The sequence below is a fragment of the Cupriavidus sp. C1SS-2L genome, assembly GCF_057073735.1.
This window is the reverse complement of sequence record NZ_CP172708.1, coordinates 3497854-3521311: the sequence shown is the minus strand read 5'-3', so window position 1 is coordinate 3521311 and position 23458 is coordinate 3497854. Positions and strand designations below refer to the sequence as shown.

Annotated in this window: 34 protein-coding genes; all 34 read left to right on the top strand. The window is 61.3% G+C overall.

Annotated elements, in window-relative coordinates:
- The first annotated feature begins 241 nt into the window (after positions 1-241).
- The 34 genes from ACIGJG_RS16355 to ACIGJG_RS16190 all read left to right on the top strand — a co-directional run bounded on the left by ACIGJG_RS16355 (position 242) and on the right by ACIGJG_RS16190 (position 23412).
- Positions 242-715, top strand: a complete 474-nt coding sequence (locus ACIGJG_RS16355) for an aminoacyl-tRNA deacylase (protein ID WP_483672542.1) — start codon at positions 242-244, stop codon at positions 713-715.
- 167 nt (positions 716-882) lie between these two features.
- Complete coding sequence (recQ, locus tag ACIGJG_RS16350) at positions 883-2730, top strand: DNA helicase RecQ (RefSeq protein ID WP_011299316.1); 1848 nt, start codon at positions 883-885, stop codon at positions 2728-2730.
- A gap of 325 nt (positions 2731-3055) precedes the next feature.
- The gene (gene rpsL, locus ACIGJG_RS16345) at positions 3056-3433 is read left to right on the top strand and encodes a 30S ribosomal protein S12 (RefSeq protein WP_006576501.1); all 378 of its coding nucleotides are present in this window, start codon (positions 3056-3058) and stop codon (positions 3431-3433) included.
- Positions 3434-3640: 207 nt separating this feature from the next.
- On the top strand, positions 3641-4111 hold the full coding sequence (rpsG, locus tag ACIGJG_RS16340; protein WP_010810459.1) for a 30S ribosomal protein S7: 471 nt from the start codon (positions 3641-3643) through the stop codon (positions 4109-4111).
- Between the two features lie 117 nt (positions 4112-4228).
- The gene (gene fusA, locus ACIGJG_RS16335; RefSeq protein WP_011299315.1) at positions 4229-6337 is read left to right on the top strand and encodes an elongation factor G; all 2109 of its coding nucleotides are present in this window, start codon (positions 4229-4231) and stop codon (positions 6335-6337) included.
- A gap of 78 nt (positions 6338-6415) precedes the next feature.
- A complete protein-coding gene (tuf, locus tag ACIGJG_RS16330; RefSeq protein ID WP_011299314.1) occupies positions 6416-7606 on the top strand; it encodes an elongation factor Tu in 1191 nt (396 codons plus the stop codon).
- 78 nt (positions 7607-7684) lie between these two features.
- On the top strand, positions 7685-7993 hold the full coding sequence (gene rpsJ, locus ACIGJG_RS16325) for a 30S ribosomal protein S10 (protein ID WP_006160488.1): 309 nt from the start codon (positions 7685-7687) through the stop codon (positions 7991-7993).
- Positions 7994-8253: 260 nt separating this feature from the next.
- Positions 8254-9483, top strand: a complete 1230-nt coding sequence (locus tag ACIGJG_RS16320) for a dienelactone hydrolase family protein (protein WP_483672541.1) — start codon at positions 8254-8256, stop codon at positions 9481-9483.
- A gap of 326 nt (positions 9484-9809) precedes the next feature.
- Positions 9810-10460, top strand: coding sequence for a 50S ribosomal protein L3 (gene rplC, locus ACIGJG_RS16315; protein ID WP_011299312.1), 651 nt, complete (start codon positions 9810-9812; stop codon positions 10458-10460).
- A gap of 12 nt (positions 10461-10472) precedes the next feature.
- Entirely contained in the window at positions 10473-11093 is a 621-nt protein-coding gene (rplD, locus tag ACIGJG_RS16310; protein WP_011299311.1) for a 50S ribosomal protein L4, read from the top strand.
- Positions 11090-11404 (top strand): 50S ribosomal protein L23, encoded by a 315-nt coding sequence (gene rplW, locus ACIGJG_RS16305; protein ID WP_006576245.1) that lies wholly within the window; start codon positions 11090-11092, stop codon positions 11402-11404. The genes rplD and rplW overlap by 4 nt, the downstream gene beginning before the upstream one ends.
- Before the next feature lie 2 nt (positions 11405-11406).
- Positions 11407-12237: a 50S ribosomal protein L2 gene (gene rplB / locus ACIGJG_RS16300; protein ID WP_011299310.1), complete on the top strand. Its 831-nt coding sequence runs from the start codon at positions 11407-11409 to the stop codon at positions 12235-12237.
- 22 nt (positions 12238-12259) lie between these two features.
- A complete protein-coding gene (gene rpsS / locus ACIGJG_RS16295; protein ID WP_011299309.1) occupies positions 12260-12535 on the top strand; it encodes a 30S ribosomal protein S19 in 276 nt (91 codons plus the stop codon).
- 9 nt (positions 12536-12544) lie between these two features.
- Complete coding sequence (gene rplV, locus ACIGJG_RS16290; protein WP_010812393.1) at positions 12545-12874, top strand: 50S ribosomal protein L22; 330 nt, start codon at positions 12545-12547, stop codon at positions 12872-12874.
- 9 nt (positions 12875-12883) lie between these two features.
- Positions 12884-13678, top strand: coding sequence for a 30S ribosomal protein S3 (rpsC, locus tag ACIGJG_RS16285; protein ID WP_011299308.1), 795 nt, complete (start codon positions 12884-12886; stop codon positions 13676-13678).
- A gap of 2 nt (positions 13679-13680) precedes the next feature.
- Positions 13681-14097, top strand: coding sequence for a 50S ribosomal protein L16 (gene rplP, locus ACIGJG_RS16280; protein ID WP_010812391.1), 417 nt, complete (start codon positions 13681-13683; stop codon positions 14095-14097).
- A gap of 11 nt (positions 14098-14108) precedes the next feature.
- Positions 14109-14303 carry a 50S ribosomal protein L29 gene (rpmC, locus tag ACIGJG_RS16275; RefSeq protein WP_008642937.1) on the top strand — a complete coding sequence of 65 codons (195 nt, stop codon included), beginning with the start codon at positions 14109-14111 and terminating at the stop codon, positions 14301-14303.
- Positions 14300-14578, top strand: coding sequence for a 30S ribosomal protein S17 (gene rpsQ, locus ACIGJG_RS16270; RefSeq protein WP_011299307.1), 279 nt, complete (start codon positions 14300-14302; stop codon positions 14576-14578). The genes rpmC and rpsQ overlap by 4 nt, the downstream gene beginning before the upstream one ends.
- Positions 14579-14856: 278 nt before the next feature.
- Positions 14857-15225: a 50S ribosomal protein L14 gene (gene rplN / locus ACIGJG_RS16265; RefSeq protein WP_006576237.1), complete on the top strand. Its 369-nt coding sequence runs from the start codon at positions 14857-14859 to the stop codon at positions 15223-15225.
- Between the two features lie 9 nt (positions 15226-15234).
- Entirely contained in the window at positions 15235-15543 is a 309-nt protein-coding gene (rplX, locus tag ACIGJG_RS16260) for a 50S ribosomal protein L24 (protein ID WP_011299306.1), read from the top strand.
- A gap of 25 nt (positions 15544-15568) precedes the next feature.
- The gene (rplE, locus tag ACIGJG_RS16255) at positions 15569-16111 is read left to right on the top strand and encodes a 50S ribosomal protein L5 (RefSeq protein ID WP_011299305.1); all 543 of its coding nucleotides are present in this window, start codon (positions 15569-15571) and stop codon (positions 16109-16111) included.
- Positions 16112-16120: 9 nt separating this feature from the next.
- Positions 16121-16426 (top strand): 30S ribosomal protein S14, encoded by a 306-nt coding sequence (gene rpsN / locus ACIGJG_RS16250; RefSeq protein WP_011299304.1) that lies wholly within the window; start codon positions 16121-16123, stop codon positions 16424-16426.
- Positions 16427-16453: 27 nt separating this feature from the next.
- Positions 16454-16849 carry a 30S ribosomal protein S8 gene (gene rpsH / locus ACIGJG_RS16245; RefSeq protein ID WP_010812384.1) on the top strand — a complete coding sequence of 132 codons (396 nt, stop codon included), beginning with the start codon at positions 16454-16456 and terminating at the stop codon, positions 16847-16849.
- Between the two features lie 10 nt (positions 16850-16859).
- A complete protein-coding gene (gene rplF, locus ACIGJG_RS16240; RefSeq protein ID WP_011299303.1) occupies positions 16860-17393 on the top strand; it encodes a 50S ribosomal protein L6 in 534 nt (177 codons plus the stop codon).
- A gap of 11 nt (positions 17394-17404) precedes the next feature.
- Positions 17405-17761 carry a 50S ribosomal protein L18 gene (gene rplR, locus ACIGJG_RS16235; RefSeq protein ID WP_010812382.1) on the top strand — a complete coding sequence of 119 codons (357 nt, stop codon included), beginning with the start codon at positions 17405-17407 and terminating at the stop codon, positions 17759-17761.
- Between the two features lie 21 nt (positions 17762-17782).
- A complete protein-coding gene (rpsE, locus tag ACIGJG_RS16230; protein ID WP_011299302.1) occupies positions 17783-18301 on the top strand; it encodes a 30S ribosomal protein S5 in 519 nt (172 codons plus the stop codon).
- Between the two features lie 10 nt (positions 18302-18311).
- Positions 18312-18494: a 50S ribosomal protein L30 gene (gene rpmD / locus ACIGJG_RS16225; protein WP_010812381.1), complete on the top strand. Its 183-nt coding sequence runs from the start codon at positions 18312-18314 to the stop codon at positions 18492-18494.
- A gap of 19 nt (positions 18495-18513) precedes the next feature.
- Positions 18514-18948 (top strand): 50S ribosomal protein L15, encoded by a 435-nt coding sequence (gene rplO, locus ACIGJG_RS16220; protein ID WP_011299301.1) that lies wholly within the window; start codon positions 18514-18516, stop codon positions 18946-18948.
- 47 nt (positions 18949-18995) lie between these two features.
- Positions 18996-20339 carry a preprotein translocase subunit SecY gene (gene secY, locus ACIGJG_RS16215; RefSeq protein WP_011299300.1) on the top strand — a complete coding sequence of 448 codons (1344 nt, stop codon included), beginning with the start codon at positions 18996-18998 and terminating at the stop codon, positions 20337-20339.
- Positions 20340-20425: 86 nt separating this feature from the next.
- On the top strand, positions 20426-20542 hold the full coding sequence (rpmJ, locus tag ACIGJG_RS16210; RefSeq protein WP_008642959.1) for a 50S ribosomal protein L36: 117 nt from the start codon (positions 20426-20428) through the stop codon (positions 20540-20542).
- Between the two features lie 19 nt (positions 20543-20561).
- Entirely contained in the window at positions 20562-20927 is a 366-nt protein-coding gene (gene rpsM / locus ACIGJG_RS16205; protein WP_011299299.1) for a 30S ribosomal protein S13, read from the top strand.
- Positions 20928-20951: 24 nt separating this feature from the next.
- The gene (gene rpsK / locus ACIGJG_RS16200) at positions 20952-21350 is read left to right on the top strand and encodes a 30S ribosomal protein S11 (RefSeq protein WP_010812376.1); all 399 of its coding nucleotides are present in this window, start codon (positions 20952-20954) and stop codon (positions 21348-21350) included.
- A gap of 286 nt (positions 21351-21636) precedes the next feature.
- Positions 21637-22260 (top strand): 30S ribosomal protein S4, encoded by a 624-nt coding sequence (rpsD, locus tag ACIGJG_RS16195; RefSeq protein WP_011299298.1) that lies wholly within the window; start codon positions 21637-21639, stop codon positions 22258-22260.
- A 171-nt stretch (positions 22261-22431) separates the two neighbouring features.
- A complete protein-coding gene (locus tag ACIGJG_RS16190; RefSeq protein WP_011299297.1) occupies positions 22432-23412 on the top strand; it encodes a DNA-directed RNA polymerase subunit alpha in 981 nt (326 codons plus the stop codon).
- The last annotated feature ends 46 nt before the right edge of the window (positions 23413-23458 follow it).

The following is a 23458-nucleotide window of genomic DNA, read 5'->3' as shown; positions in this document are numbered from 1 at the left end:
GCTGTAGCGACCCGCCGCGAGGCGGGCACGAAAACCCGGCTGATCCCAGCCGGGTTTTTTTTCGTCCGCGATGCGGAGTGACCGCGCGATAACAGGGAATGCGCAGGTCAGGATGGGCGTTGCGGTGCGGCAAAAAGAAACCGTCTGGAAAGCGGCAGGCAGGCCTCTGCAACCCGTGCGCTGACCTATAGTTTTAGCACCCCGAATAACTGTCGCGATGATCGCGACGGAGGTTGCAATCATGACCATGGCTACCACGCTGGCGAGCTGCCTGGACAAGAAGCAGACCCAGTTCGACATCGTTCGTCACCCGTATAGCCTCAGCAGCATGGCCACCGCCCACGCGGCGCATATTCCTGGCGACCGTCTGGCCAAAACGGTCTTGCTGGAAGACGAAAAGGGCTACCTTGCTGCCGTAATCCCTTCCACCCACCACCTGAAGCTGTCGGAGATCTGTGAGCAGACGGGCCGCAAGCTGTCGCTCGCGCACGAGGATGGCGTGCGCGAAGTGTTCCGGGACTGCGACGTCGGCGCGCTTCCTCCAGTGGGGATGGCGTATGGCATGCAGACCTGGCTGGACGACAGCCTGCTCACGCATTCGGACGTCTATTTTGAAGCGGGTGACCACCAGGAACTCGTGCATATGAGTACCGAACAGTTCATGGCCCTCATGTCCGATGCGCAGCACGGACATTTCGCGCACCGGATGATGTAGGGCGACAGGAATCGAGAAGTACACGGCGGCCGGCATTGACCGGCCGCTTTGTTTTGTGTGGCCAACGTTGGACGTGAGAAACATCGGACTGTTTGTTGTTTGGCGGCGGTCAGCGGCTTGCTTAGTGGTATGGTTACGGCTTTTCCGCTTCAGCAATTCCGTTGTCCATGTCGCAAGCACTGGCGATCCTCAAGGATGTATTCGGCTACCACGCCTTCCGTGGCCGCCAGGGCGAGATCATCGACCATGTCGCGACGGGCGGCGACTGCCTGGTGCTGATGCCCACTGGCGGCGGCAAGTCGTTGTGCTACCAGATTCCGGCGCTGCTGCGCCAGCGCGCAGGCGAGGGCGTAGGCATCGTGGTGTCGCCGCTGATCGCGCTGATGCAGGACCAGGTTGCGGCGCTGACCGAGGCCGGCGTACGCGCCTCGGTGCTCAATTCGACGCTGACCAGTTCGGAGGCCTCGGCGGTCGAACGCGATCTGCTGGCTGGCAGGCTCGAAATCCTCTATGTCGCGCCCGAGCGGTTGATGACCCCGCGCTTTCTCGATCTCCTCGGACGTGCCCGCGTCGGCCTGTTCGCGATCGACGAGGCGCATTGCGTGTCGCAGTGGGGCCACGATTTCCGGCCGGAGTACATCCAGCTGTCGGTATTGCACGAGCGCTTCCCGGATGTGCCGCGCATCGCGCTGACGGCGACGGCCGATGCGCTGACGCGCGACGAGATCATCGAACGGCTGGCGCTCGACGATGCACGTGTCTTTATCTCGAGCTTCGACCGTCCCAATATCCGCTACCGGATCGTCGAAAAGGACAACGCGCGCCAGCAACTGCTCGCCTTCATCAAGGCGGAGCACATGGCCGCCGATGGCACGCATGACAGCGGCATCGTCTACTGCCTGTCGCGCAAGAAGGTCGAGGACACCGCCGAATGGCTGCAAGGCCATGGTCTCAATGCGCTGCCGTACCACGCTGGCATGGATCCGGGCACGCGCCAGCGCCATCAGGCGCGCTTCCGCGAAGAGGAAGGCCTGGTGATGGTCGCGACGATCGCTTTCGGCATGGGCATCGACAAGCCCGACGTGCGTTTCGTCGCCCATCTGGACCTGCCCAAGAGCATGGAGGGGTACTACCAGGAAACCGGCCGTGCCGGGCGCGACGGGTTGCCTGCCAATGCCTGGATGGCCTATGGTCTCGGCGACGTGGTCCAGCAGAAACGCATGATCGACGAGTCCGAGGCCGACGACGCGTTCAAGCGCGTCTCGTCGTCGAAGCTCGATGCGCTGCTCGGCCTGTGCGAAACCGCAGGCTGCCGGCGCGTGCGCATCCTGGCCTACTTCAACGAAACCAGCGAGCCCTGCGGCAATTGCGACACGTGCCTGGAGCCGCCTGCCACGTGGGACGGCACGCGCGAGGCGCAGATGGCGCTGTCGTGCGTGTACCGTACGGCGCAGGCGAGCCGGGTGCACTTCGGCGCCACCCACCTGATCGATGTGCTGCGTGGGAATGCGTCGGAGAAGATCAAGCAGTGGGGCCATGACAAGGTCTCGACCTTCGGCATTGGCAAGGACCGCTCGGTCCACGAATGGCACACGGTGTTCCGGCAGCTGATTGCGCAGGGATGGCTGATGATCGACCACGGCGGCCACGGCGCGCTGCTGCTCGGCGAGGGTGCGCGCGAAGTGCTGAAGGGCGAGCGCCAGATCATCCTGCGCCGGCAGGCCTCCAAGCCGGGCAAGTCTGGCGAGCGCGCTGCGCGCGGCGCGCGTACCGACCATACGGCGGATATGGATGCCGACACGCTTGCGAACTGGGAAGCGCTGCGCCGGTGGCGCACCGAGGCCGCACGCGAGCACGGCGTGCCGGCCTATGTGATCTTCCACGATGCCACCTTGGCCGAACTGGCCCGCACGGCGCCGGGGTCGCTGTCGGCCATGGAGGGCATTCCCGGTATTGGTGCATCCAAGCTCGAGCGTTATGGGCAGGCGATCGTCGACACCCTGAGCAGGGTGTAAGCCGATCGGGTATACGCCTTGACCGTATACGATTCCGCTGCTACCATGCCAGATTCGAGTTTTTGGCTTTGGATTTCGCTCGCCCGTCGGACATGTGGACTTTGCTCCGCTCCCGGCAAGCCTTCCGGATGACTTCTCAGAGTCCGGCGGCGGCAGACGCGGGATCCGGGTTCCGGCTCGCGCTCTTTGGCATGCTGTTACCGCACAGTCCCGTCTTCAGAGCGCGTCTGCTCACCTCTCCCGCCCAAAACCCGTAGCTGCCTCTCCATCCTGGTGCAAACCGGTGCGAGGGGTGTTTTTCGTAAAAACCAAGCTGGATTGAACAATGCCAACTATCAACCAACTGGTTCGCAAGCCGCGCGTCTCTGAAGTCATCAAGAGCAAGAGCCCGGCGCTTGAGAACTGCCCGCAGCGTCGCGGCGTGTGCACCCGCGTGTACACCACGACGCCGAAGAAGCCGAACTCGGCACTGCGTAAGGTCGCCAAGGTGCGCCTGACCAACGGTTTCGAAGTCATTTCGTACATCGGCGGTGAAGGCCACAACCTGCAGGAACACTCGGTCGTGCTGATCCGCGGCGGCCGTGTGAAGGATCTGCCGGGTGTGCGTTACCACATCGTCCGTGGTTCGCTGGATCTGCAAGGCGTGAAGGACCGCAAGCAGGCCCGTTCGAAGTACGGTGCAAAGCGTCCGAAGGCTGCCTAAGCTTTCAGAGCAAGCAACAAGCGATGGCCGCAGGCGGTTTTCGTCATGCAGCTGTCAACAGGCGGCGGTACAACGGAGCGTTTTGTGCGCCGTGCCGTCGAGTAAGTGGTCACCCGGCGAATTTGCTGTCTATCGCATGCAAGCTAGTTGGTGGCCGGAGAGCGGGAACAACTGACCGCGCTCTCAACTGAATCTAAAGGAAAGAAGATGCCACGTCGTCGTGAAGTCCCCAAGCGGGATGTTCTGCCTGATCCGAAGTTCGGTAACGTTGAAGTTGCCAAGTTCATGAACGTGCTGATGCTGGACGGCAAGAAGTCGGTTGCCGAACGCATTGTGTACGGCGCGTTCGACCAGATCGAAAAGAAGGCAGGCAAGGCCCCCATCGAAGTGTTCTCCGTTGCGATCAACAACGTGAAGCCGGTGGTGGAAGTGAAGAGCCGTCGCGTGGGCGGCGCCAACTACCAGGTTCCGGTCGAAGTCCGTCCGTCGCGTCGTTTGGCATTGGCGATGCGCTGGCTGCGTGAGGCCGCGAAAAAACGCAGCGAGAAGTCGATGGCGCTGCGCCTGGCAGGTGAGCTGCTGGAAGCATCGGAAGGCCGTGGCGGCGCAATGAAGAAGCGCGACGAAGTACACCGCATGGCCGAAGCCAACAAGGCGTTCTCGCACTTCCGCTTCTAAAGCGCGCGAAAACACTGTTGGTTGCCGGGCGGGCTGTGTTTTTACACATCTCGCCCGTTTGTGTTAAGGGCGCAGACCATGAGATTTCTGCGCCTCATGGACGAATAGAGGATTAAAGTGGCTCGTAAGACTCCTATTGAGCGCTACCGTAACATCGGTATTTCGGCTCACATTGACGCGGGTAAAACCACCACGACCGAGCGGATCCTGTTCTACACCGGTGTGAACCACAAGATCGGTGAAGTGCATGATGGCGCGGCCACCATGGACTGGATGGAGCAGGAGCAGGAGCGCGGCATCACGATCACGTCTGCTGCGACCACGGCCTTCTGGAAGGGCATGGGCGGCAACTACCCCGAGCACCGCTTCAACATCATCGACACCCCGGGACACGTGGACTTCACCATTGAGGTGGAGCGTTCCATGCGCGTGCTGGACGGCGCCTGCATGGTCTACTGTGCAGTGGGTGGCGTGCAGCCCCAGTCGGAAACCGTCTGGCGCCAGGCCAACAAGTACAAGGTGCCGCGTCTGGCGTTCGTCAACAAGATGGACCGTACCGGCGCGAACTTCTTCAAGGTCTACGACCAGCTGAAGACCCGCCTGAAGGCCAACCCGGTGCCCGTCGTAGTGCCGATCGGCGCTGAAGACGGCTTCCAGGGCGTCGTCGATCTGCTGGAAATGAAGGCGATCATTTGGGACGAAGCCAGCCAGGGCGTGAAGTTCGAATACCAGGACATCCCGGCCGAACTGCAAGCCACCGCTGACGAATGGCGCGAGAAGATGGTCGAGTCCGCCGCCGAAGCCAGCGAAGAGCTGATGGAAAAGTACCTGGGCGGCGAAGAGCTGACCCGCGCCGAGATCGTCAAGGCGCTGCGTGACCGTACCATCGCCTGCGAAATCCAGCCGATGCTGTGCGGCACCGCGTTCAAGAACAAGGGCGTGCAGCGTATGCTCGACGCCGTGATCGACTTCCTGCCGTCGCCGGTCGACATTCCGCCGGTTACGGGCACGGACGAGGACGACAGCGAGAAGAAGCTCGAGCGCAAGGCTGACGACACCGAAAAGTTCTCGGCACTGGCGTTCAAGATCATGACCGACCCGTTCGTTGGTCAGCTGATCTTCTTCCGCGTCTACTCGGGCAAGATCAATTCGGGCGACACCGTGTACAACCCGGTGAAGCAGAAGAAGGAGCGTCTGGGCCGTATTCTGCAGATGCACGCCAACCAGCGCGAAGAAATCAAGGAAGTGCTGGCCGGCGACATCGCCGCTGCGGTGGGCCTGAAGGATGCCACCACGGGCGACACGCTGTGCGATCCGGCTGCGCCGATCGTGCTCGAGCGCATGATCTTCCCTGAGCCGGTGATCTCGCAGGCTGTCGAGCCGAAGACCAAGGCTGACCAGGAAAAGATGGGCATCGCCCTGAACCGCCTGGCCGCTGAGGATCCGTCGTTCCGCGTGCGTACCGATGAAGAATCGGGCCAGACCATCATTTCGGGCATGGGCGAGCTCCACCTCGAAATTCTGGTCGACCGCATGAAGCGCGAATTCGGCGTGGAAGCCAACATCGGCGCGCCGCAGGTGGCCTACCGCGAAACCATTCGCAAGACGGCCGAAGGCGTCGAGGGCAAGTTCGTCAAGCAGTCGGGCGGCCGCGGCCAGTACGGTCACGCCGTGATCACGCTGGAACCGCAAGAGCCGGGCAAGGGCTTCGAGTTCATCGACGCCATCAAGGGCGGTGTGATTCCTCGCGAATACATCCCGGCGGTCGAAAAGGGTATTGTCGACACGCTGCCGTCCGGTATTCTGGCCGGCTTCCCGGTGGTGGACGTGAAGGTCACGCTGACGTTCGGTTCGTACCACGATGTGGACTCGAACGAAAACGCGTTCCGCATGGCCGGCTCGATGGCTTTCAAGGAAGCCATGCGCAAGGCCAGCCCGGTTCTGCTCGAGCCGATGATGGCCGTGGAAGTGGAAACGCCGGAAGACTACACGGGTACCGTGATGGGCGATCTGTCGTCCCGCCGCGGCATCGTGCAGGGCATGGACGACATGGTGGGCGGCGGCAAGATCATCAAGGCCGAAGTCCCGCTGTCGGAAATGTTCGGTTATTCCACGTCGCTGCGCTCGGCCACGCAAGGCCGCGCCACGTACACGATGGAATTCAAGCACTACGCTGAGGCACCGAAGAACATCGCCGAAGCCGTGATGGCGGCCAAGGGCAAGTAATTGGAAGTTTGCCGCCGCGCCAGCCGGTGCGGCGGCGCGATGAAACAACAAGACTGCATTCCTATCAGGAGCTAAGAAATGGCAAAGGAAAAGTTCGAGCGGACTAAGCCGCACGTGAACGTTGGTACGATTGGTCACGTTGACCACGGCAAGACCACGCTGACCGCAGCGATCGCCACGGTGCTGGCAGCGAAGTTCGGCGGTGCCGCCAAGAAGTACGACGAAATCGACGCAGCGCCGGAAGAGAAGGCACGCGGTATTACCATCAATACCGCCCACGTCGAATACGAAACGGCCAACCGCCACTACGCGCACGTTGACTGCCCGGGCCACGCCGACTACGTGAAGAACATGATCACGGGTGCCGCCCAGATGGACGGCGCGATCCTGGTTTGCTCGGCCGCTGACGGCCCGATGCCGCAAACGCGTGAGCACATCCTGCTGGCCCGCCAGGTTGGCGTGCCGTACATCATCGTGTTCCTGAACAAGTGCGACATGGTGGACGACGCTGAACTGCTCGAGCTGGTCGAGATGGAAGTTCGCGAACTGCTGTCGAAGTACGAATTCCCCGGCGACGACACCCCGATCATCAAGGGTTCGGCCAAGCTGGCGCTGGAAGGCGACAAGGGCGAGCTCGGCGAAGTGGCCATCATGAACCTGGCCGACGCGCTGGACACCTACATCCCGACGCCGGAGCGTGCCGTTGACGGTACCTTCCTGATGCCGGTGGAAGACGTGTTCTCGATCTCGGGTCGTGGCACCGTGGTGACCGGCCGTATCGAGCGCGGCGTGATCAAGGTCGGCGAAGAAATCGAAATCGTCGGTATCCGCCCGACCGTGAAGACCACCTGCACCGGCGTGGAAATGTTCCGCAAGCTGCTGGACCAGGGCCAAGCTGGCGACAACGTCGGCCTGCTGCTGCGTGGTACCAAGCGTGAAGACGTCGAGCGCGGCCAAGTGCTGTGCAAGCCGGGTTCGATCAAGCCGCACACCCACTTCACCGGTGAGGTGTACATCCTGTCGAAGGACGAAGGCGGCCGTCACACCCCGTTCTTCAACAACTACCGCCCGCAGTTCTACTTCCGTACCACCGACGTGACCGGCTCGATCGAGCTGCCGGCGGACAAGGAAATGGTGATGCCGGGTGATAACGTGTCGATCACCGTCAAGCTGATCGCCCCGATCGCCATGGAAGAAGGTCTGCGCTTCGCTATCCGTGAAGGCGGCCGTACCGTCGGCGCCGGCGTCGTGGCCAAGATCCTCGACTAAGTAACTTCCTGGGGCATGCCTTCAGGCATGTCCCCTTTGATCCGGGCACATTGCCCATCGCTCTTTTAAGGAAATATCATGCAGAACCAGAAGATCCGTATCCGCCTGAAGGCTTTCGACTACCGCCTGATCGACCAGTCGGCCGCCGAAATCGTGGATACCGCCAAGCGTACCGGCGCGATCGTCAAGGGCCCGGTGCCCCTGCCGACCCGCATCCAGCGCTTCGACATCCTGCGTTCGCCGCACGTCAACAAGACCAGCCGCGATCAGTTCGAGATCCGCACTCACCAGCGCCTGATGGACATCGTCGACCCGACCGACAAGACCGTCGACGCGCTGATGAAGCTCGACCTGCCGGCCGGCGTGGACGTCGAGATCAAGGTGTAATCATGCTTCCGGCCGCATCGCGGCCTGCTGCAGAAAAAACGGCGAACTTCGGTTCGCCGTTTTTGTTTTTCGGGCCCGGTAAGGGACTTGTGCCGATTTGCCTTTCCAGTACTGGCTCAATCTCTGCGTCAGACACTCCCCCGATATTCCGCACTGAGCCGTCCATGTCGCGGTGCGGGTCTGCCATCATGCAGGCAGCAGCGGAAGCGCTCGCTGCGGCAGTCCCCACAGAACTTATGGAACTTAAAGGAGCGACAGGCATGGGCCAGACTATCCAGATCCAGACCCAGGATGGCAGTTTCAGCGGCTATCTCGCCATCCCGGCGGCAGGCAAGGGCCCCGGCATCGTGTTATGCCAGGAGATCTTCGGGGTCAATGCCACGATGCGGCAAGTAGCGGACTACTACGCCGAGGAAGGCTACACGGTGCTGGTGCCGGACTTGTTCTGGCGTATTGCGCCCGGAATCGAGCTGACGGACCGAGGCGAGGACTTCCAGCGGGCGCTAGGGCTATATCAGCAGTTCGACGAGGACAAGGGCGTGCAGGATGTGGGCGCCGCGCTTGATGCACTGCGCGCACGGCCAGAATGCGTCGGCCAGACCGGTGTGCTTGGCTTCTGCCTGGGTGGCAAGCTGGCCTACCTGGCGGCGTGCCGGTTGCCCGGCGTGGCTTGTGCCGTCGGCTACTATGGCGTCGGCATCGAACGGGCGCTGGACGAGGCGGACAATATCCGAGGACGGCTCGTGCTGCATATTGCCGAACGAGATGGCTTTTGCCCACCCGAAGCGCAGGCGCAGATTCGTGAAGCGCTGGGCGGCCGGCCCAGCATCGAACTGTACGTCTATCCTGGCATGGACCACGCCTTCGCGCGCGTTGGCGGCGAGCACTTCGACAAGGCGTCGGCACTGATGGCGCACCAGCGCTCCATCGCGGCGTACCGCAGCGAGATGGGCCCGCACTACGACTTCTCCGCGCTATGGGACAAGCACTGCGAGCACGAATTCGCCACGCGCGATGTCGATGCCACCATGGCAACGATGGTGCCCGAGCCCTACGTCAACCACATCCCGACGACGACCGGAGGCGTGGGCTACCGCCAGCTCAAGCGCTTCTACCAGCACCACTTCGTCCACAGCAATCCGCCTGACACCACGCTGATCCCGCTGTCGCGCACGATCGGCGCGAGCCAGGTGGTCGACGAGATGCTGTTCTGCTTCACCCATACTTGCGAGATCGACTGGATGCTGCCCGGCGTGCCGCCGACCGGCAAGCGCGTGGAGATCCCGCTGATCGCGATTGTCAAGTTCCGCGGGGACAAGCTCTACCACGAGCACATCTACTGGGATCAGGCCAGCGTGCTCGTGCAGATCGGCTGGCTCGACCCCAAGGGTTTGCCGGTGGCAGGCGTGGAGACCGCGCGCAAGCTGCTGGACGAAACACAGCCGTCTAACACGCTGATGGCGCGGTGGAGCGAGAGCGAGCGCCAGTGAACGGGGCATGACTTTGAACGCTTCGGCGGCCATCGCGCCGCCGCAAGTCGGCTTCGCGCCGCAATTTCACGGAATCCGACGATCGCCGCAGGAAGTCCCCGCCGAAATCGACAATTCAGCTTGCCCTTCCAAAAGCACTGGGTTATAGTGTAAGGCTACCCGTGTCTCTGGGTAGGTGGGTTGGCCGTTTTGGCCGTGCGCAGTCCTCTTCAGCGCGCCCAATCGCGTGAAAACGCAAGCGTGAAAACGCAAACGCGCATCAGCGCAAACACAGTTTTCGTGTATCAATCAGCCCCGGCCAATCGCAGCTGGGAATGGAGCAAACCATGAGCCTTGGCCTTGTAGGTCGCAAGGTTGGCATGACCCGTATTTTCACGGACGACGGTGATTCGATTCCCGTTACCGTGGTCGAGGTCGGCGACAACCGCGTGACGCAAATCAAGACGGACGAGACCGACGGTTACACCGCCGTTCAAGTCACCTTCGGCGCACGACGCGCAAGCCGCGTTACCAAGCCGCTGGCGGGTCACCTCGCCAAAGCCGGCGTGGAAGCCGGCGAAATCATCCGCGAATTCCGTATCGATGCAGCCAAGGCTGCCGAACTGCAAACTGGCGGTTCGCTGTCGGTCGACCTGTTCGAAGTCGGTCAGAAGATCGACGTGCAGGGCGTGACCATCGGTAAGGGCTACGCCGGTACCATCAAGCGCTACCACTTCGCCTCCGGCCGTGCCACGCACGGTAACTCGCGCTCGCACAACGTGCCGGGCTCGATCGGTATGGCGCAGGATCCGGGCCGTGTGTTCCCGGGCAAGCGCATGACCGGTCACCTGGGCGATGTCACCCGCACCGTGCAGAACCTGGAAATCGCCAAGATCGACGCAGAGCGCAAGCTGCTGCTGGTCAAGGGCGCCATCCCGGGTTCGAAGAACGGCAAGGTCATCGTTACCCCGGCCGTCAAGGCCAAAGCCAAAGCTTAAGGAGCGCATGTAATGGAACTCAAGCTCCTCCAGGACAATGGCCAAGTCGGTGCAGGCGTTGCAGCCTCGCCCGAAGTGTTCGGCCGTGACTACAACGAAGCCCTCGTTCACCAGATCGTCGTCGCTTACCAGGCCAACGCTCGCAGCGGCAACCGTAAGCAGAAGGATCGTGAAGAGGTCAAGCACACGACCAAGAAGCCGTGGCGCCAGAAGGGTACGGGCCGTGCTCGTGCCGGTATGTCTTCCTCGCCGCTGTGGCGCGGGGGCGGCCGTATCTTCCCGAATTCGCCGGAAGAGAACTTCAGCCAGAAGGTCAACAAGAAGATGTTCCGTGCCGGCATGCGCTCGATTTACTCGCAGCTCGCACGTGAAGGCCGTATCAATGTGGTGGACGGTTTCACCGTCGACGCGCCCAAGACCAAGCTCTTGGCCGACAAGTTCAAGGCCATGGGCCTGGACTCGGTGCTGATCATCACCGACAGCCTCGACGAAAACCTCTACCTGGCTTCGCGCAACCTGCCGCACGTGGCAGTTGTCGAGCCGCGCCAGGCTGACCCGCTGTCGCTCGTGCACTACAAGAAAGTGCTGGTGACCAAGGCAGCTGTCGCGCAGATCGAGGAGTTGCTGAAATGACGCAAGTAGCCAAGAACGATCATCGTTTGATGCAGGTGCTGCTCGCGCCGGTGGTTTCCGAAAAGGCAACCCTGGTCGCCGACAAGAATGAACAAGTCGTGTTCGAAGTCGCTCGCGATGCCAATAAGGCAGAAGTGAAGGCCGCCGTCGAACTGCTGTTCAAGGTCGAGGTGCAGTCCGTTCAGATCCTGAACCAGAAGGGCAAGCAAAAGCGCTTCGGTCGCTTCATGGGGCGTCGCAACCACGTGAAGAAGGCCTACGTTTCGCTGAAGCCGGGTCAGGAAATCAATTTTGAAGCGGAGGCCAAGTAATCATGGCACTCGTCAAGACCAAGCCGACGTCCCCGGGTCGTCGCTCGATGGTGAAGGTCGTCAACAAGGACCTTCACAAGGGCGCCCCGCACGCTCCGCTGCTGGAAAAGCAATTCCAGAAGTCGGGTCGTAACAACAACGGTCATATCACCACCCGCCATAAGGGCGGTGGTCATAAGCACCACTACCGCGTGGTCGACTTCAAGCGCAACGACAAGGACGGCATCGCCGCCAAGGTCGAGCGCCTGGAATACGATCCGAACCGCAGCGCCAATATCGCGCTGGTGCTGTTCGCCGACGGCGAGCGCCGCTACATCATCGCCACCAAGGGCATGGTTGCTGGCCAGGCACTGCTGAACGGCGCTGAAGCCCCGATCAAGGCTGGCAACAACCTGCCGATCCGCAACATTCCGGTTGGTACCACGATCAACAACGTGGAAATCCTGCCGGGCAAGGGTGCTCAGGTCGCTCGTGCTGCTGGCGGCTCCGCCGTGCTGCTGGCCCGCGAAGGCCTGTACGCTCAGGTTCGCCTGCGCTCCGGTGAAGTGCGCCGCGTGCACATCGAGTGCCGCGCCACCATCGGTGAAGTTGGCAACGAAGAGCACAGCCTGCGCGTTATCGGCAAGGCCGGTGCAACCCGTTGGCGCGGTATCCGCCCGACCGTCCGTGGTGTCGTGATGAACCCGGTCGACCACCCGCACGGTGGTGGTGAGGGCAAGACCGCTGCTGGTCGCGATCCGGTTTCGCCGTGGGGTACCCCGGCCAAGGGCTACCGCACCCGCAGCAACAAGCGCACGGACAGCATGATCGTCCAGAAGCGCCACAAGCGTTAATCGGTAGGTAGGAGCTAAAGATATGACTCGTTCCGCTAAAAAGGGTCCGTTCTGCGACGCCCACCTGCTGAAGAAGGTGGAAGCGGCCGTAGGCGGCAAGGACAAGAAGCCCATCAAGACGTGGTCGCGCCGCTCGACCATCATGCCGGAATTCATCGGCCTGACGATCGCCGTGCACAACGGCCGTCAACACGTGCCGGTGTATGTGACGGAAAACATGGTTGGCCACAAGCTCGGCGAATTTGCGCTCACCCGCACGTTCAAGGGCCACGCGGCTGACAAGAAAGCGAAGAGGTAAGGTGCCATCATGGAAGTGAAAGCGATTCATCGCGGTGCCCGCATCTCCGCCCAGAAGACGCGCCTGGTCGCTGACCAGATCCGTGGTCTGCCGATCGAGCGCGCGCTCAATGTCCTGACGTTCAGCCCGAAAAAGGCTGCCGGGATCGTGAAGAAGGTGGTCGAATCGGCCATCGCCAACGCCGAGCACAACGAAGGCGCCGATATCGACGAACTGAAGGTCAAATCGATCTTCGTCGACAAGGCAACCTCGCTCAAGCGCTTCACCGCACGGGCGAAGGGCCGCGGCAACCGCATCGAGAAACAAACCTGTCACATCACTGTGACGCTCGGCAACTAAGGAGTCACGATGGGACAGAAGATTCATCCGACTGGCTTCCGTCTGGCCGTCAGCCGTAACTGGGCTTCGCGTTGGTACGCCAACAATACGAAGTTCGCCGGCATGCTGAAGGAAGACATCGAAGTTCGCGACTTCCTGAAGAAGAAGCTCAAGAACGCATCGGTTGGCCGCGTGGTCATCGAGCGTCCGGCCCGTAACGCACGTATCACCATTTACAGCTCGCGTCCGGGAGTGGTGATCGGCAAGAAGGGTGAGGACATCGAACTGCTCAAGGCTGAACTGCAGCGTCGCATGGGCGTGCCCGTGCACGTGAACATCGAGGAAATCCGCAAGCCGGAAACCGATGCTCAGCTGATCGCCGATTCGATCACCCAGCAGCTCGAGCGCCGTATCATGTTCCGCCGCGCCATGAAGCGTGCGATGCAGAACGCGATGCGCCTGGGCGCCCAGGGTATCAAGATCATGAGCTCGGGCCGTCTGAACGGTATCGAAATCGCACGTACCGAGTGGTACCGCGAAGGCCGTGTGCCCCTGCACACCCTGCGCGCCGACATCGACTACGGCTTCTCCGAAGCAGAAACCACCTACGGCATCATCGGTGTCAAGGTGTGGGTCTACAAGGGTGATCACCTCGGCCGCAATGACGCGCCGGTGGTGGAAGAGCCGCAAGACGACCGTCGTCGTCGTCCGGGTCGTCCGGAAGGCCGTCGCCGTGAAGGCGAAGGTCGCCCGGGTGGCAACCGTCGCGGTGGCGCCGGTGCCGGTCGCCGCGCTGCGCCTGGCGATGCGAAGAGTGGAGAATAACGATGCTGCAACCTAAGCGCAGAAAATACCGCAAGGAGCAGAAGGGCCGCAACACGGGTAAAGCTACCCGTGGTAACGCCGTGTCTTTCGGCGAATTCGGCCTGAAGGCCATGGGCCGTGGCCGCCTGACGGCTCGTCAGATCGAGTCGGCACGTCGTGCGATGACCCGTCACATCAAGCGTGGCGGCCGCATCTGGATCCGGATCTTCCCGGACAAGCCGATCTCGAAGAAGCCCGCTGAAGTCCGTATGGGTAACGGTAAGGGCAATCCGGAGTACTACGTGGCTGAAATCCAGCCGGGCAAGATGCTCTATGAGATGGATGGCGTGAGTGAAGATCTGGCACGCGAGGCGTTCCGCCTCGCGGCTGCCAAGCTGCCGATCGCCACCAATTTCGTGGTGCGCCAGGTCGGGACGTAAGGAGAGCAGGGATGAAAGCATCCGAACTTCGCGGCAAGGACGCCGCAGGCCTGAACCAGGAGCTCTCCGAGCTGCTGAAGGCCCAATTTAGCCTGCGCATGCAAAAGGCGACTCAACAGCTGCAGAACACCAGCCAGCTGAAGAAGGTTCGCAAGGACATCGCGCGAGTGCAAACCGTGCTGACTGAGAAGGCGAACGCGAAATGACTGAAGCTGCAAAAACGGAAACGTCGCTTCGCCGCACCCTCGTCGGTCGTGTGGTAAGCGACAAGATGGACAAGACCGTTACGGTCTTGGTGGAAAACCGCGTCAAGCATCCTCTGTACGGCAAGTACGTGCTGCGTTCGAAGAAGTACCACGCACACGACGAAGCCAACCAGTACAAGGAAGGCGACAAGGTCGAAATCCAGGAAGGCCGTCCGCTGTCGCGGACCAAGTCCTGGGTGGTTTCCCGGCTGGTAGAGGCTGCACGCGTCATCTAAGAACAACACGTTCTTAGTCTGACTTGCAAGTCCAGGATTATGTAGCTATAATCCTGGACTTCCGCTTTGTTGCGTCCGCCAATGCAGTATCACCCGGGCGGCCTGGAGAGCGAGCCAGGGTCAAGTGGCCTCGAGATGTTGTCGAGATTGCCTGATTCCTACCGACTTCAAAGTTGATCAACCCATACGGGGATGGCGCAAAGCCGGAACCGACGGGACCAAGACTGACCGGCAGGCGTTTCTGACACCTGGCGGATTAAGTTGGGAAGACAAACACCATGATTCAGACAGAAAGCCGGCTCGAAGTGGCCGATAACACTGGTGCGCGCGAAGTGCTGTGCATCAAGGTCCTGGGTGGGTCCAAGCGCCGCTACGCGAGCGTTGGCGACATCATCAAAGTGACCGTCAAGGACGCAGCTCCGCGCGGCCGTGTGAAGAAGGGCGATATCTACAACGCCGTCGTCGTGCGCACCGCCAAGGGCGTGCGTCGCGCGGATGGCTCGCTCGTCAAGTTCGACGGTAACGCCGCTGTCCTGCTGAACAACAAGCTCGAGCCGATCGGCACCCGTATCTTCGGGCCGGTGACTCGTGAACTCCGTACCGAGCGCTTCATGAAGATCGTGTCGCTCGCTCCGGAAGTGCTGTAAGGAGCCGCCATGAACAAGATTCGCAAAGGCGACGAAGTCATCGTCCTGACCGGCAAAGACAAGGGCAAGCGCGGTACCGTGCAAGCCGTGCTCGGCGACAAGGTTGCAGTGGAAGGCGTGAACGTTGCCAAGAAGCACGCTCGCCCGAACCCGATGCTGGGCACCACTGGTGGTGTGGTCGACAAGGTCATGCCGCTGCATATTTCCAACGTTGCGCTCGTGGATGCCAATGGCAAGCCGTCGCGCGTCGGCATCAAGGTGGAAGACGGCAAGCGCGTGCGCGTGCTGAAGACCACCGGCGCCGTCGTGGCAGCTTGATTCTGGGCACGTATAGGAGTTGAGCATGGCAGCACGTCTGCAAGAGTTTTACAAAGAAAAGGTTGTGCCGAAGCTGATCGAGCAGTTCGGTTACAAGTCGGTCATGGAAGTGCCGCGCATCACCAAGATCACCCTGAACATGGGCCTTGGCGAAGCGATCAATGACAAGAAGATCATTGAAAACGCTGTCGGCGACCTGACCAAGATCGCTGGCCAGAAGCCGGTGGTGACGAAGGCCAAGAAGGCTATCGCTGGCTTCAAGATCCGTCAGGGCTACCCCATCGGTGCGATGGTGACCCTGCGCGGCGAGCGCATGTTCGAATTCCTCGATCGTTTCGTGACCGTGGCCCTGCCGCGCGTGCGTGACTTCCGTGGTGTGTCGGGCCGTTCGTTTGACGGTCGTGGCAACTACAACATCGGTGTGAAAGAGCAGATCATTTTCCCCGAAATCGAGTACGACAAGATCGACGCACTGCGTGGTCTGAACATCAGCATCACGACGACGGCAAAGAACGACGAGGAAGCCAAGGCACTCCTCGGTGCGTTCAAGTTCCCGTTCCGCAATTAAGGGGTAACCGTGGCTAAACTGGCTCTGATTGAACGTGAGAAGAAGCGCGCCAAGCTGGCGGCGAAGTTCGCCCCCAAGCGCGCTGCCCTCAAGGCCATTATTGACGACCAAGAAAAGTCGGAAGAAGAGCGTTACATGGCGCGTCTCGAGCTGCAACAGCTCCCGCGCAACGCGAACCCGACTCGCCAGCGTAACCGCTGCGCGATCACCGGTCGTCCCCGCGGTACCTTCCGCAAGTTTGGCCTGGCGCGTAACAAGATCCGCGAAATCGCCTTCAAGGGCGAAATCCCGGGTCTGACGAAAGCCAGCTGGTAATTACGCACAGGCTACAGGAGAAACAGTATGAGCATGAGCGATCCTATCGCCGATATGCTGACGCGCATCCGCAACGCCCAAGGCGTGCAGAAGGCGTCGGTTGTCATGCCGTCGTCGAAGCTGAAAGTGGCAATCGCCAAGGTCCTGAAGGACGAAGGCTACATCGACGACTACGCCGTCCAGGAAGATGGCGGCAAGGCACAACTGAGCATCGGCCTGAAGTACTACGCCGGCCGTCCGGTCATCGAGCGCATTGAGCGCGTCTCGAAGCCCGGCCTGCGCGTGTACAAGGGCCGCAGCGACATCCCCCAAGTGATGAACGGCCTCGGCGTCGCGATCATCTCGACCCCGCAGGGTCTGATGACCGACCGCAAGGCACGTGCCACGGGTGTGGGTGGCGAAGTTCTCTGCTACGTCGCTTAAGGAGAGAACCATGTCCCGTGTAGGTAAGGCTCCCATCGCGCTCCCCAAGGGCGCGGAAGTGAACGTGGCAGCTGGCGTGCTCTCCGTGAAGGGCCCGCTCGGTACGCTGTCGCAACCGATTCACAGCCTGGTCAAGGTCAACGTCGAAAACGACACGCTGACTTTCGCTCCGGCCGACGAATCGCGTGAAGCAAACGCCCTGCAAGGCACCATGCGCGCCCTGGCGGCAAACATGGTCAAGGGCGTGACCACCGGTTTCGAGCGCAAGCTGAACCTGGTCGGCGTGGGCTACCGTGCCCAGCTGCAAGGTGCTGCGCTGAAGCTCCAGCTTGGTTTCTCGCACGACGTGATCCATGAGATGCCGGAAGGCGTGAAGGCGGAAACGCCGACGCAGACCGAGATCATCATCAAGGGTGCGGACAAGCAGAAAGTCGGTCAGGTTGCCGCGGAAGTCCGCGCGTACCGCCCGCCTGAGCCCTACAAGGGCAAGGGTGTGCGTTACAGCGACGAGCGCGTCATCCTGAAGGAAACCAAGAAGAAGTAAGGGGTGCAATGATGAACAAGAAAGACGCTCGTTTGCGCCGTGCACGTCAGACCCGCGCCAAGATCGCGGAGATGAAAGTCAATCGTCTGACCGTGTTCCGTACGAATTCGCATATTTACGCCCAGGTCTTCTCCGAGTGCGGCACCAAGGTGCTGGCTTCGGCTTCGACCGCCGAGGTGGAAGTGCGCAAGGAACTGGATGGCAAGGGCGCTACCGCCGCTGCCGCTACCGTCGTGGGCAAGCGCATCGCCGAAAAGGCGAAGGCTGCCGGCGTGGAAACCGTCGCATTCGATCGCGCCGGCTTCCGTTTCCATGGCCGCGTGAAGGCCCTGGCAGACGCCGCCCGCGAAGCTGGCCTGAAGTTCTAAGCGCATAGAGAGAGATACGTCATGGCAAAGATGCAAGCAAAAGTCCAGCAGGACGAACGCGACGACGGCCTCCGCGAGAAGATGATCTCGGTCAACCGTGTCACCAAGGTGGTGAAGGGTGGCCGGATTCTCGGTTTCGCTGCGCTGACCGTGGTTGGTGACGGCGATGGCCGCATCGGCATGGGCAAGGGCAAGGCCAAGGAAGTGCCGGTTGCCGTTCAGAAGGCAATGGACGAAGCCCGTCGCAAGATGGTCAAGGTCTCGCTGAAGAACGGCACGCTGCAACACGAAGTCGTTGGCAAGCATGGCGCCGCCAAGGTGCTGATGATGCCCGCCAAGGAAGGTACCGGCGTGATCGCCGGCGGCCCGATGCGCGCGATCTTCGAAGTGATGGGTGTCACCAACGTGGTGACCAAGTCGCACGGCTCCACCAACCCGTACAACATGGTTCGCGCCACGCTGGACGGCCTTCAGAAGATGAGCACGCCGAGCGAGATCGCTGCGAAGCGTGGCAAGTCGGTCGAAGACATCCTGGGTTAAGGTGAACGCAATGTCGCAGAAAACCGTAAAAGTGCAACTCGTGCGCAGCCTGATCGGCACGCGCGAGGATCATCGCGCCACCGTGCGTGGCCTGGGCCTGCGCCGCATCAACTCGGTGTCGGAGCTGCAGGACACGCCCGCCGTGCGCGGCATGATCAACAAGGTCTCGTACCTGGTCAAGGTTCTGGCCTGATCGGGACTTGGAGAGCAAGATGCAACTGAACAACCTGAAACCGGCTGCCGGTTCGAAGCACGCCAAGCGTCGCGTCGGCCGCGGTATCGGCTCCGGCCTGGGCAAGACCGCCGGTCGCGGTCACAAGGGTCAGAAGTCGCGTTCGGGCGGCTTCCACAAGGTGGGCTTCGAAGGCGGTCAAATGCCGCTGTATCGTCGTCTGCCGAAGCGCGGCTTCACGTCGCTGACCAAGGCCTTCACGGCCGAAGTCTCGCTGCGTGATATCGAGCGCCTGGAAGCGGCCGAAGTCGATCTGCTGGTCCTGAAGCAAGCTGGCCTGGTGAGCGACCTGGTGAAGAGCGCCAAGGTCATCAAGGCTGGCGAGCTGACCCGCAAGGTGACGATCAAGGGTCTGGGCGCCACTGCTGGCGCCAAGGCCGCGATCGAAGCCGCTGGCGGCCAGATCGCAGAGTAAATCGGCAGCAATCATCGCAGCATAGGCAGTCATAGTCGGAGCATCGTTTGGCCACGGCGAAACCCAATGCAAGCGCGCAAGCCAGGAACACGGCGAAGTACGGCGACCTCAAGCGCCGGCTGATGTTCCTGGTGTTGGCCCTGATCGTTTACCGCATCGGCGCACACATTCCGGTGCCGGGAATCGATCCGGATCAGCTCGCGAAGCTTTTCCAGAGTCAGTCGGGTGGCATCCTCGGGATGTTCAACCTGTTCTCGGGCGGGGCGCTGTCGCGCTTTACCGTCTTCGCGCTCGGCATCATGCCGTACATCTCGGCGTCGATCATCATGCAATTGCTGACGATCGTGCTGCCGCAGCTGGAGTCGCTGAAGAAGGAAGGGCAGGCAGGTCAGCGCAAGATCACGCAGTACACGCGTTATGGCACCGTGGTTCTGGCCACGTTCCAGGCGCTGTCGATCGCGGTCGCGCTGGAGTCGCAACCGGGGCTGGTGATCGATCCGGGCCTGATGTTCCGGGCCACGGCGGTGATCACGCTGGTGACCGGCACGATGTTCCTGATGTGGCTGGGTGAGCAGATCACCGAGCGTGGTCTGGGCAACGGCATCTCGATCATCATTTTCGGCGGTATCGCAGCGGGCTTGCCCAACGCGATCGGCGGACTGTTCGAACTGGTTCGTACGGGTTCCATGAGCATCATCGCAGCGATCCTGATCGTCGCGATCGTGATCGGTGTGACCTTCGCCGTGGTGTTCGTCGAGCGTGGCCAGCGCAAGATCCTGGTGAACTATGCCAAGCGTCAGGTCGGCAACAAGGTGTACGGCGGTCAGTCGTCGCACCTGCCGCTGAAGCTGAACATGGCAGGGGTGATTCCGCCGATCTTCGCATCGTCGATCATCCTGTTCCCGGCGACGATTGCGGGCTGGTTCACGTCTCAGTCGACGGGTGCGGTCGGCCGGTTCGTCAAGGACCTGGCTGCCACGCTGTCGCCGGGACAGCCGGTGTATATCCTGCTGTATGCGGCTGCGATTGTATTTTTCTGCTTCTTCTACACGGCTCTGGTTTACAACAGCCGGGAAGTGGCGGACAACCTGAAGAAAAGCGGTGCCTTCATTCCGGGCATTCGTCCGGGCGAGCAGACGACGCGCTACATCGACAAGATTCTGGTGCGCCTGACGCTGGCTGGTGCGATCTACATCACACTGGTCTGCCTGTTGCCGGAATTCCTGGTGCTGCGCTGGAACGTTCCGTTCTATTTTGGCGGAACCTCGCTGCTGATCATCGTGGTCGTCACGATGGACTTCATGGCTCAGGTGCAGTCCTACGTCATGTCGCAGCAGTATGAATCGCTGCTGAAGAAGGCGAACTTTAAGGGCAACCTGACCCTGCGCTGATTCAGATCGGTACAGACAAGGTATGGCGCGCACGGATCGTCTTCCGGACGAAGTGAGCGAACAGGAATTGAAGGAAGAGGAAAATTATGAAAGTGCTGGCTTCTGTTAAGCGCATTTGCCGCAACTGCAAAATCATCAAGCGCAACGGTGTCGTGCGCGTGATCTGCTCGTCGGATCCCCGCCACAAGCAACGCCAAGGCTAATCGGAAAGAGGATTGACGAATGGCACGTATCGCAGGGGTTAACATCCCGAACCACAAGCACACCGAAATCGGCCTGACGGCCATTTATGGTGTCGGCCGCTCGCGCGCTCGCAAGATTTGCGAGGCCACCGGTGTACCGTTTGACAAGAAGGTCAAGGATCTGACCGACGCCGACCTGGAAAAGCTTCGTGACGAAGTGGGCAAGGTGACCGTCGAGGGTGACCTGCGTCGTGAAACCACGATGAACATCAAGCGTCTGATGGACCTTGGTTGCTATCGTGGCATGCGTCACCGCAAGGGCCTGCCGCTCCGTGGCCAGCGTACCCGCACCAATGCCCGTACCCGCAAGGGTCCGCGCAAGGCCGGCGTGGCTCTGAAGAAGTAAAGCCGAAGGCAGAGGAAGAAACTAATGGCAAAAGGTCCGAATAACGCCGCTCGCGCGCGTAAGAAGGTCAAGAAGAACGTTGCCGACGGCATTGCGCACGTCCACGCTTCGTTCAACAACACCATCATCACGATCACCGACCGTCAGGGCAACGCCCTGTCGTGGGCGACCGCTGGTGGCCAGGGCTTCAAGGGTTCGCGCAAGTCGACCCCGTTCGCTGCCCAGGTCGCTGCCGAGAACGCCGGCCGTGTGGCGCAAGACCAGGGTATCAAGAACCTGGAAGTGCGCATCAAGGGCCCGGGCCCGGGTCGTGAGTCGGCTGTCCGCGCACTGAACGCGCTGGGCATCAAGATCGCGATCATCGAAGACGTCACGCCGATTCCGCACAACGGCTGCCGTCCGCCGAAGCGCCGTCGTATCTAAGCGTTGGCGTGTCCGAGCCGGCGGGTTTACCTGCTGGTTTTGGATATGGTAGTATCGCGCGTTGACCTGCTGCATTTGATGCGGCAGGTTTTCGTTTTGCTCGACAGAAATGTCGCATAAGACACATTTCGGTTGCGCTCTGTACATGCTTTCAGCGTCGTACCCGGTAACGGGACGCGCTTCATAAGCCCACCGTCCGTCACGGTCACCGGCAATTCCCGGTGGACAGCGCTGGCGGACTCGCGGCGCGTCAACAAGGCGTCGCGATCGAACAAAGGAAGACAACGTGGCACGTTATACCGGCCCGAAGGCCAAACTCTCCCGCCGTGAAGGTACCGACCTGTTCCTGAAGAGCGCCCGTCGCTCGCTCGCCGACAAGTGCAAGCTGGACAGCAAGCCGGGCCAGCATGGCCGCACCTCGGGTGCCCGCACCTCCGACTACGGCAACCAGCTGCGTGAAAAGCAGAAGGTCAAGCGCATCTACGGTGTGCTCGAGCGCCAGTTCCGCCGCTACTTCGCCGAAGCCGATCGCCGCAAGGGCAACACCGGTGAAAAGCTGCTGCAACTGCTGGAATCGCGCCTGGACAACGTGGTGTATCGCATGGGCTTTGGCTCGACCCGCGCTGAGGCACGCCAGCTGGTGTCGCACAAGGCGATTCTGGTGAACGGTCAGACTCTGAACGTGCCGTCGGCCCAGATCAAGTCGGGCGACGTCATCACCATTCGCGAGCAGTCGAAGAAGCAAGTCCGTATCGCTGAAGCGCTGTCGCTGGCCGAGCAGTCGGGTTTCCCGACCTGGGTTGCCGTGGATGCCAAGAAGTTCGAGGGCACCTTCAAGCAAGTTCCGGACCGCGCTGACATCTCGGGCGACATCAACGAAAGCCTGATCGTCGAACTGTACTCGCGTTAATCCGCGGGCAAGACGACTCAGCGCTTGCGTTCGCCGCAAAGCCTCTCCTTCTGCAGCCCGACGCGCACTATGCGCGGTCGGGCTTGTTGCCCATCGTGCGATGGGATTTCAAGGTTCCAAACGTCAGCCTTATCGGTGTAACGAGCCGAGGGTATTGAAAAGGACAACCTAATGCAAACAGCACTCCTCAAGCCAAAAATCATCGCCGTCGAGCCTCTGGGCGACCATCACGCCAAGGTCGTGATGGAGCCGTTCGAGCGCGGCTACGGCCATACGCTCGGTAACGCCCTGCGTCGCGTGCTGCTGTCGTCGATGGTCGGTTATGCACCGACCGAAGTGACGATCGCTGGGGTGGTCCATGAGTATTCCACCATCGATGGCGTGCAAGAAGACGTCGTCAACCTGCTGCTCAACCTGAAGGGCGTCGTGTTCAAGCTGCACAACCGCGACGAAGTCACGGTTTCGCTGCGCAAGGACGGTGAGGGCATCGTGACTGCAGCCGATATCGAGCTGCCGCACGACGTCGAAATCATCAACCCGAACCACGTCATCGCTCATCTGTCGGCCGGCGGCAAGCTGGACATGCAGATCAAGGTCGAGCAAGGCCGTGGCTATGTGCCGGGCAACGTGCGCAAGTTCGGCGACGAGTCGAGCAAGGTGATCGGCCGTATCGTGCTGGACGCCTCGTTCTCGCCGGTGCGCCGCGTGTCGTACGCCGTCGAGTCCGCTCGCGTCGAGCAGCGTACCGACCTGGACAAGCTGGTGATGAACATCGAAACCGACGGCGTGATTTCGCCCGAGGAAGCGATTCGCCAGTCGGCCCGCATCCTGGTTGATCAGTTGTCGGTGTTCGCCGCGCTGGAAGGCACCGAGTCCGCCGCCGAGGCCGCTTCGAGCCGCGCACCGCAGATCGACCCGATCCTGCTGCGCCCGGTCGACGACCTGGAGCTGACCGTGCGTTCGGCCAACTGCCTGAAGGCAGAGAACATCTACTACATCGGCGACCTGATCCAGCGTACCGAGAACGAGCTGCTGAAGACCCCGAACCTGGGTCGCAAGTCGCTCAACGAGATCAAGGAAGTCCTCGCCTCCCGTGGCCTGACCCTCGGCATGAAGCTCGAGAACTGGCCGCCCGCAGGTCTGGACAAGTAATTGTGATGCGAGGCTTCGGCCTCGCGTTGCGGACCGCCCCGGTTCC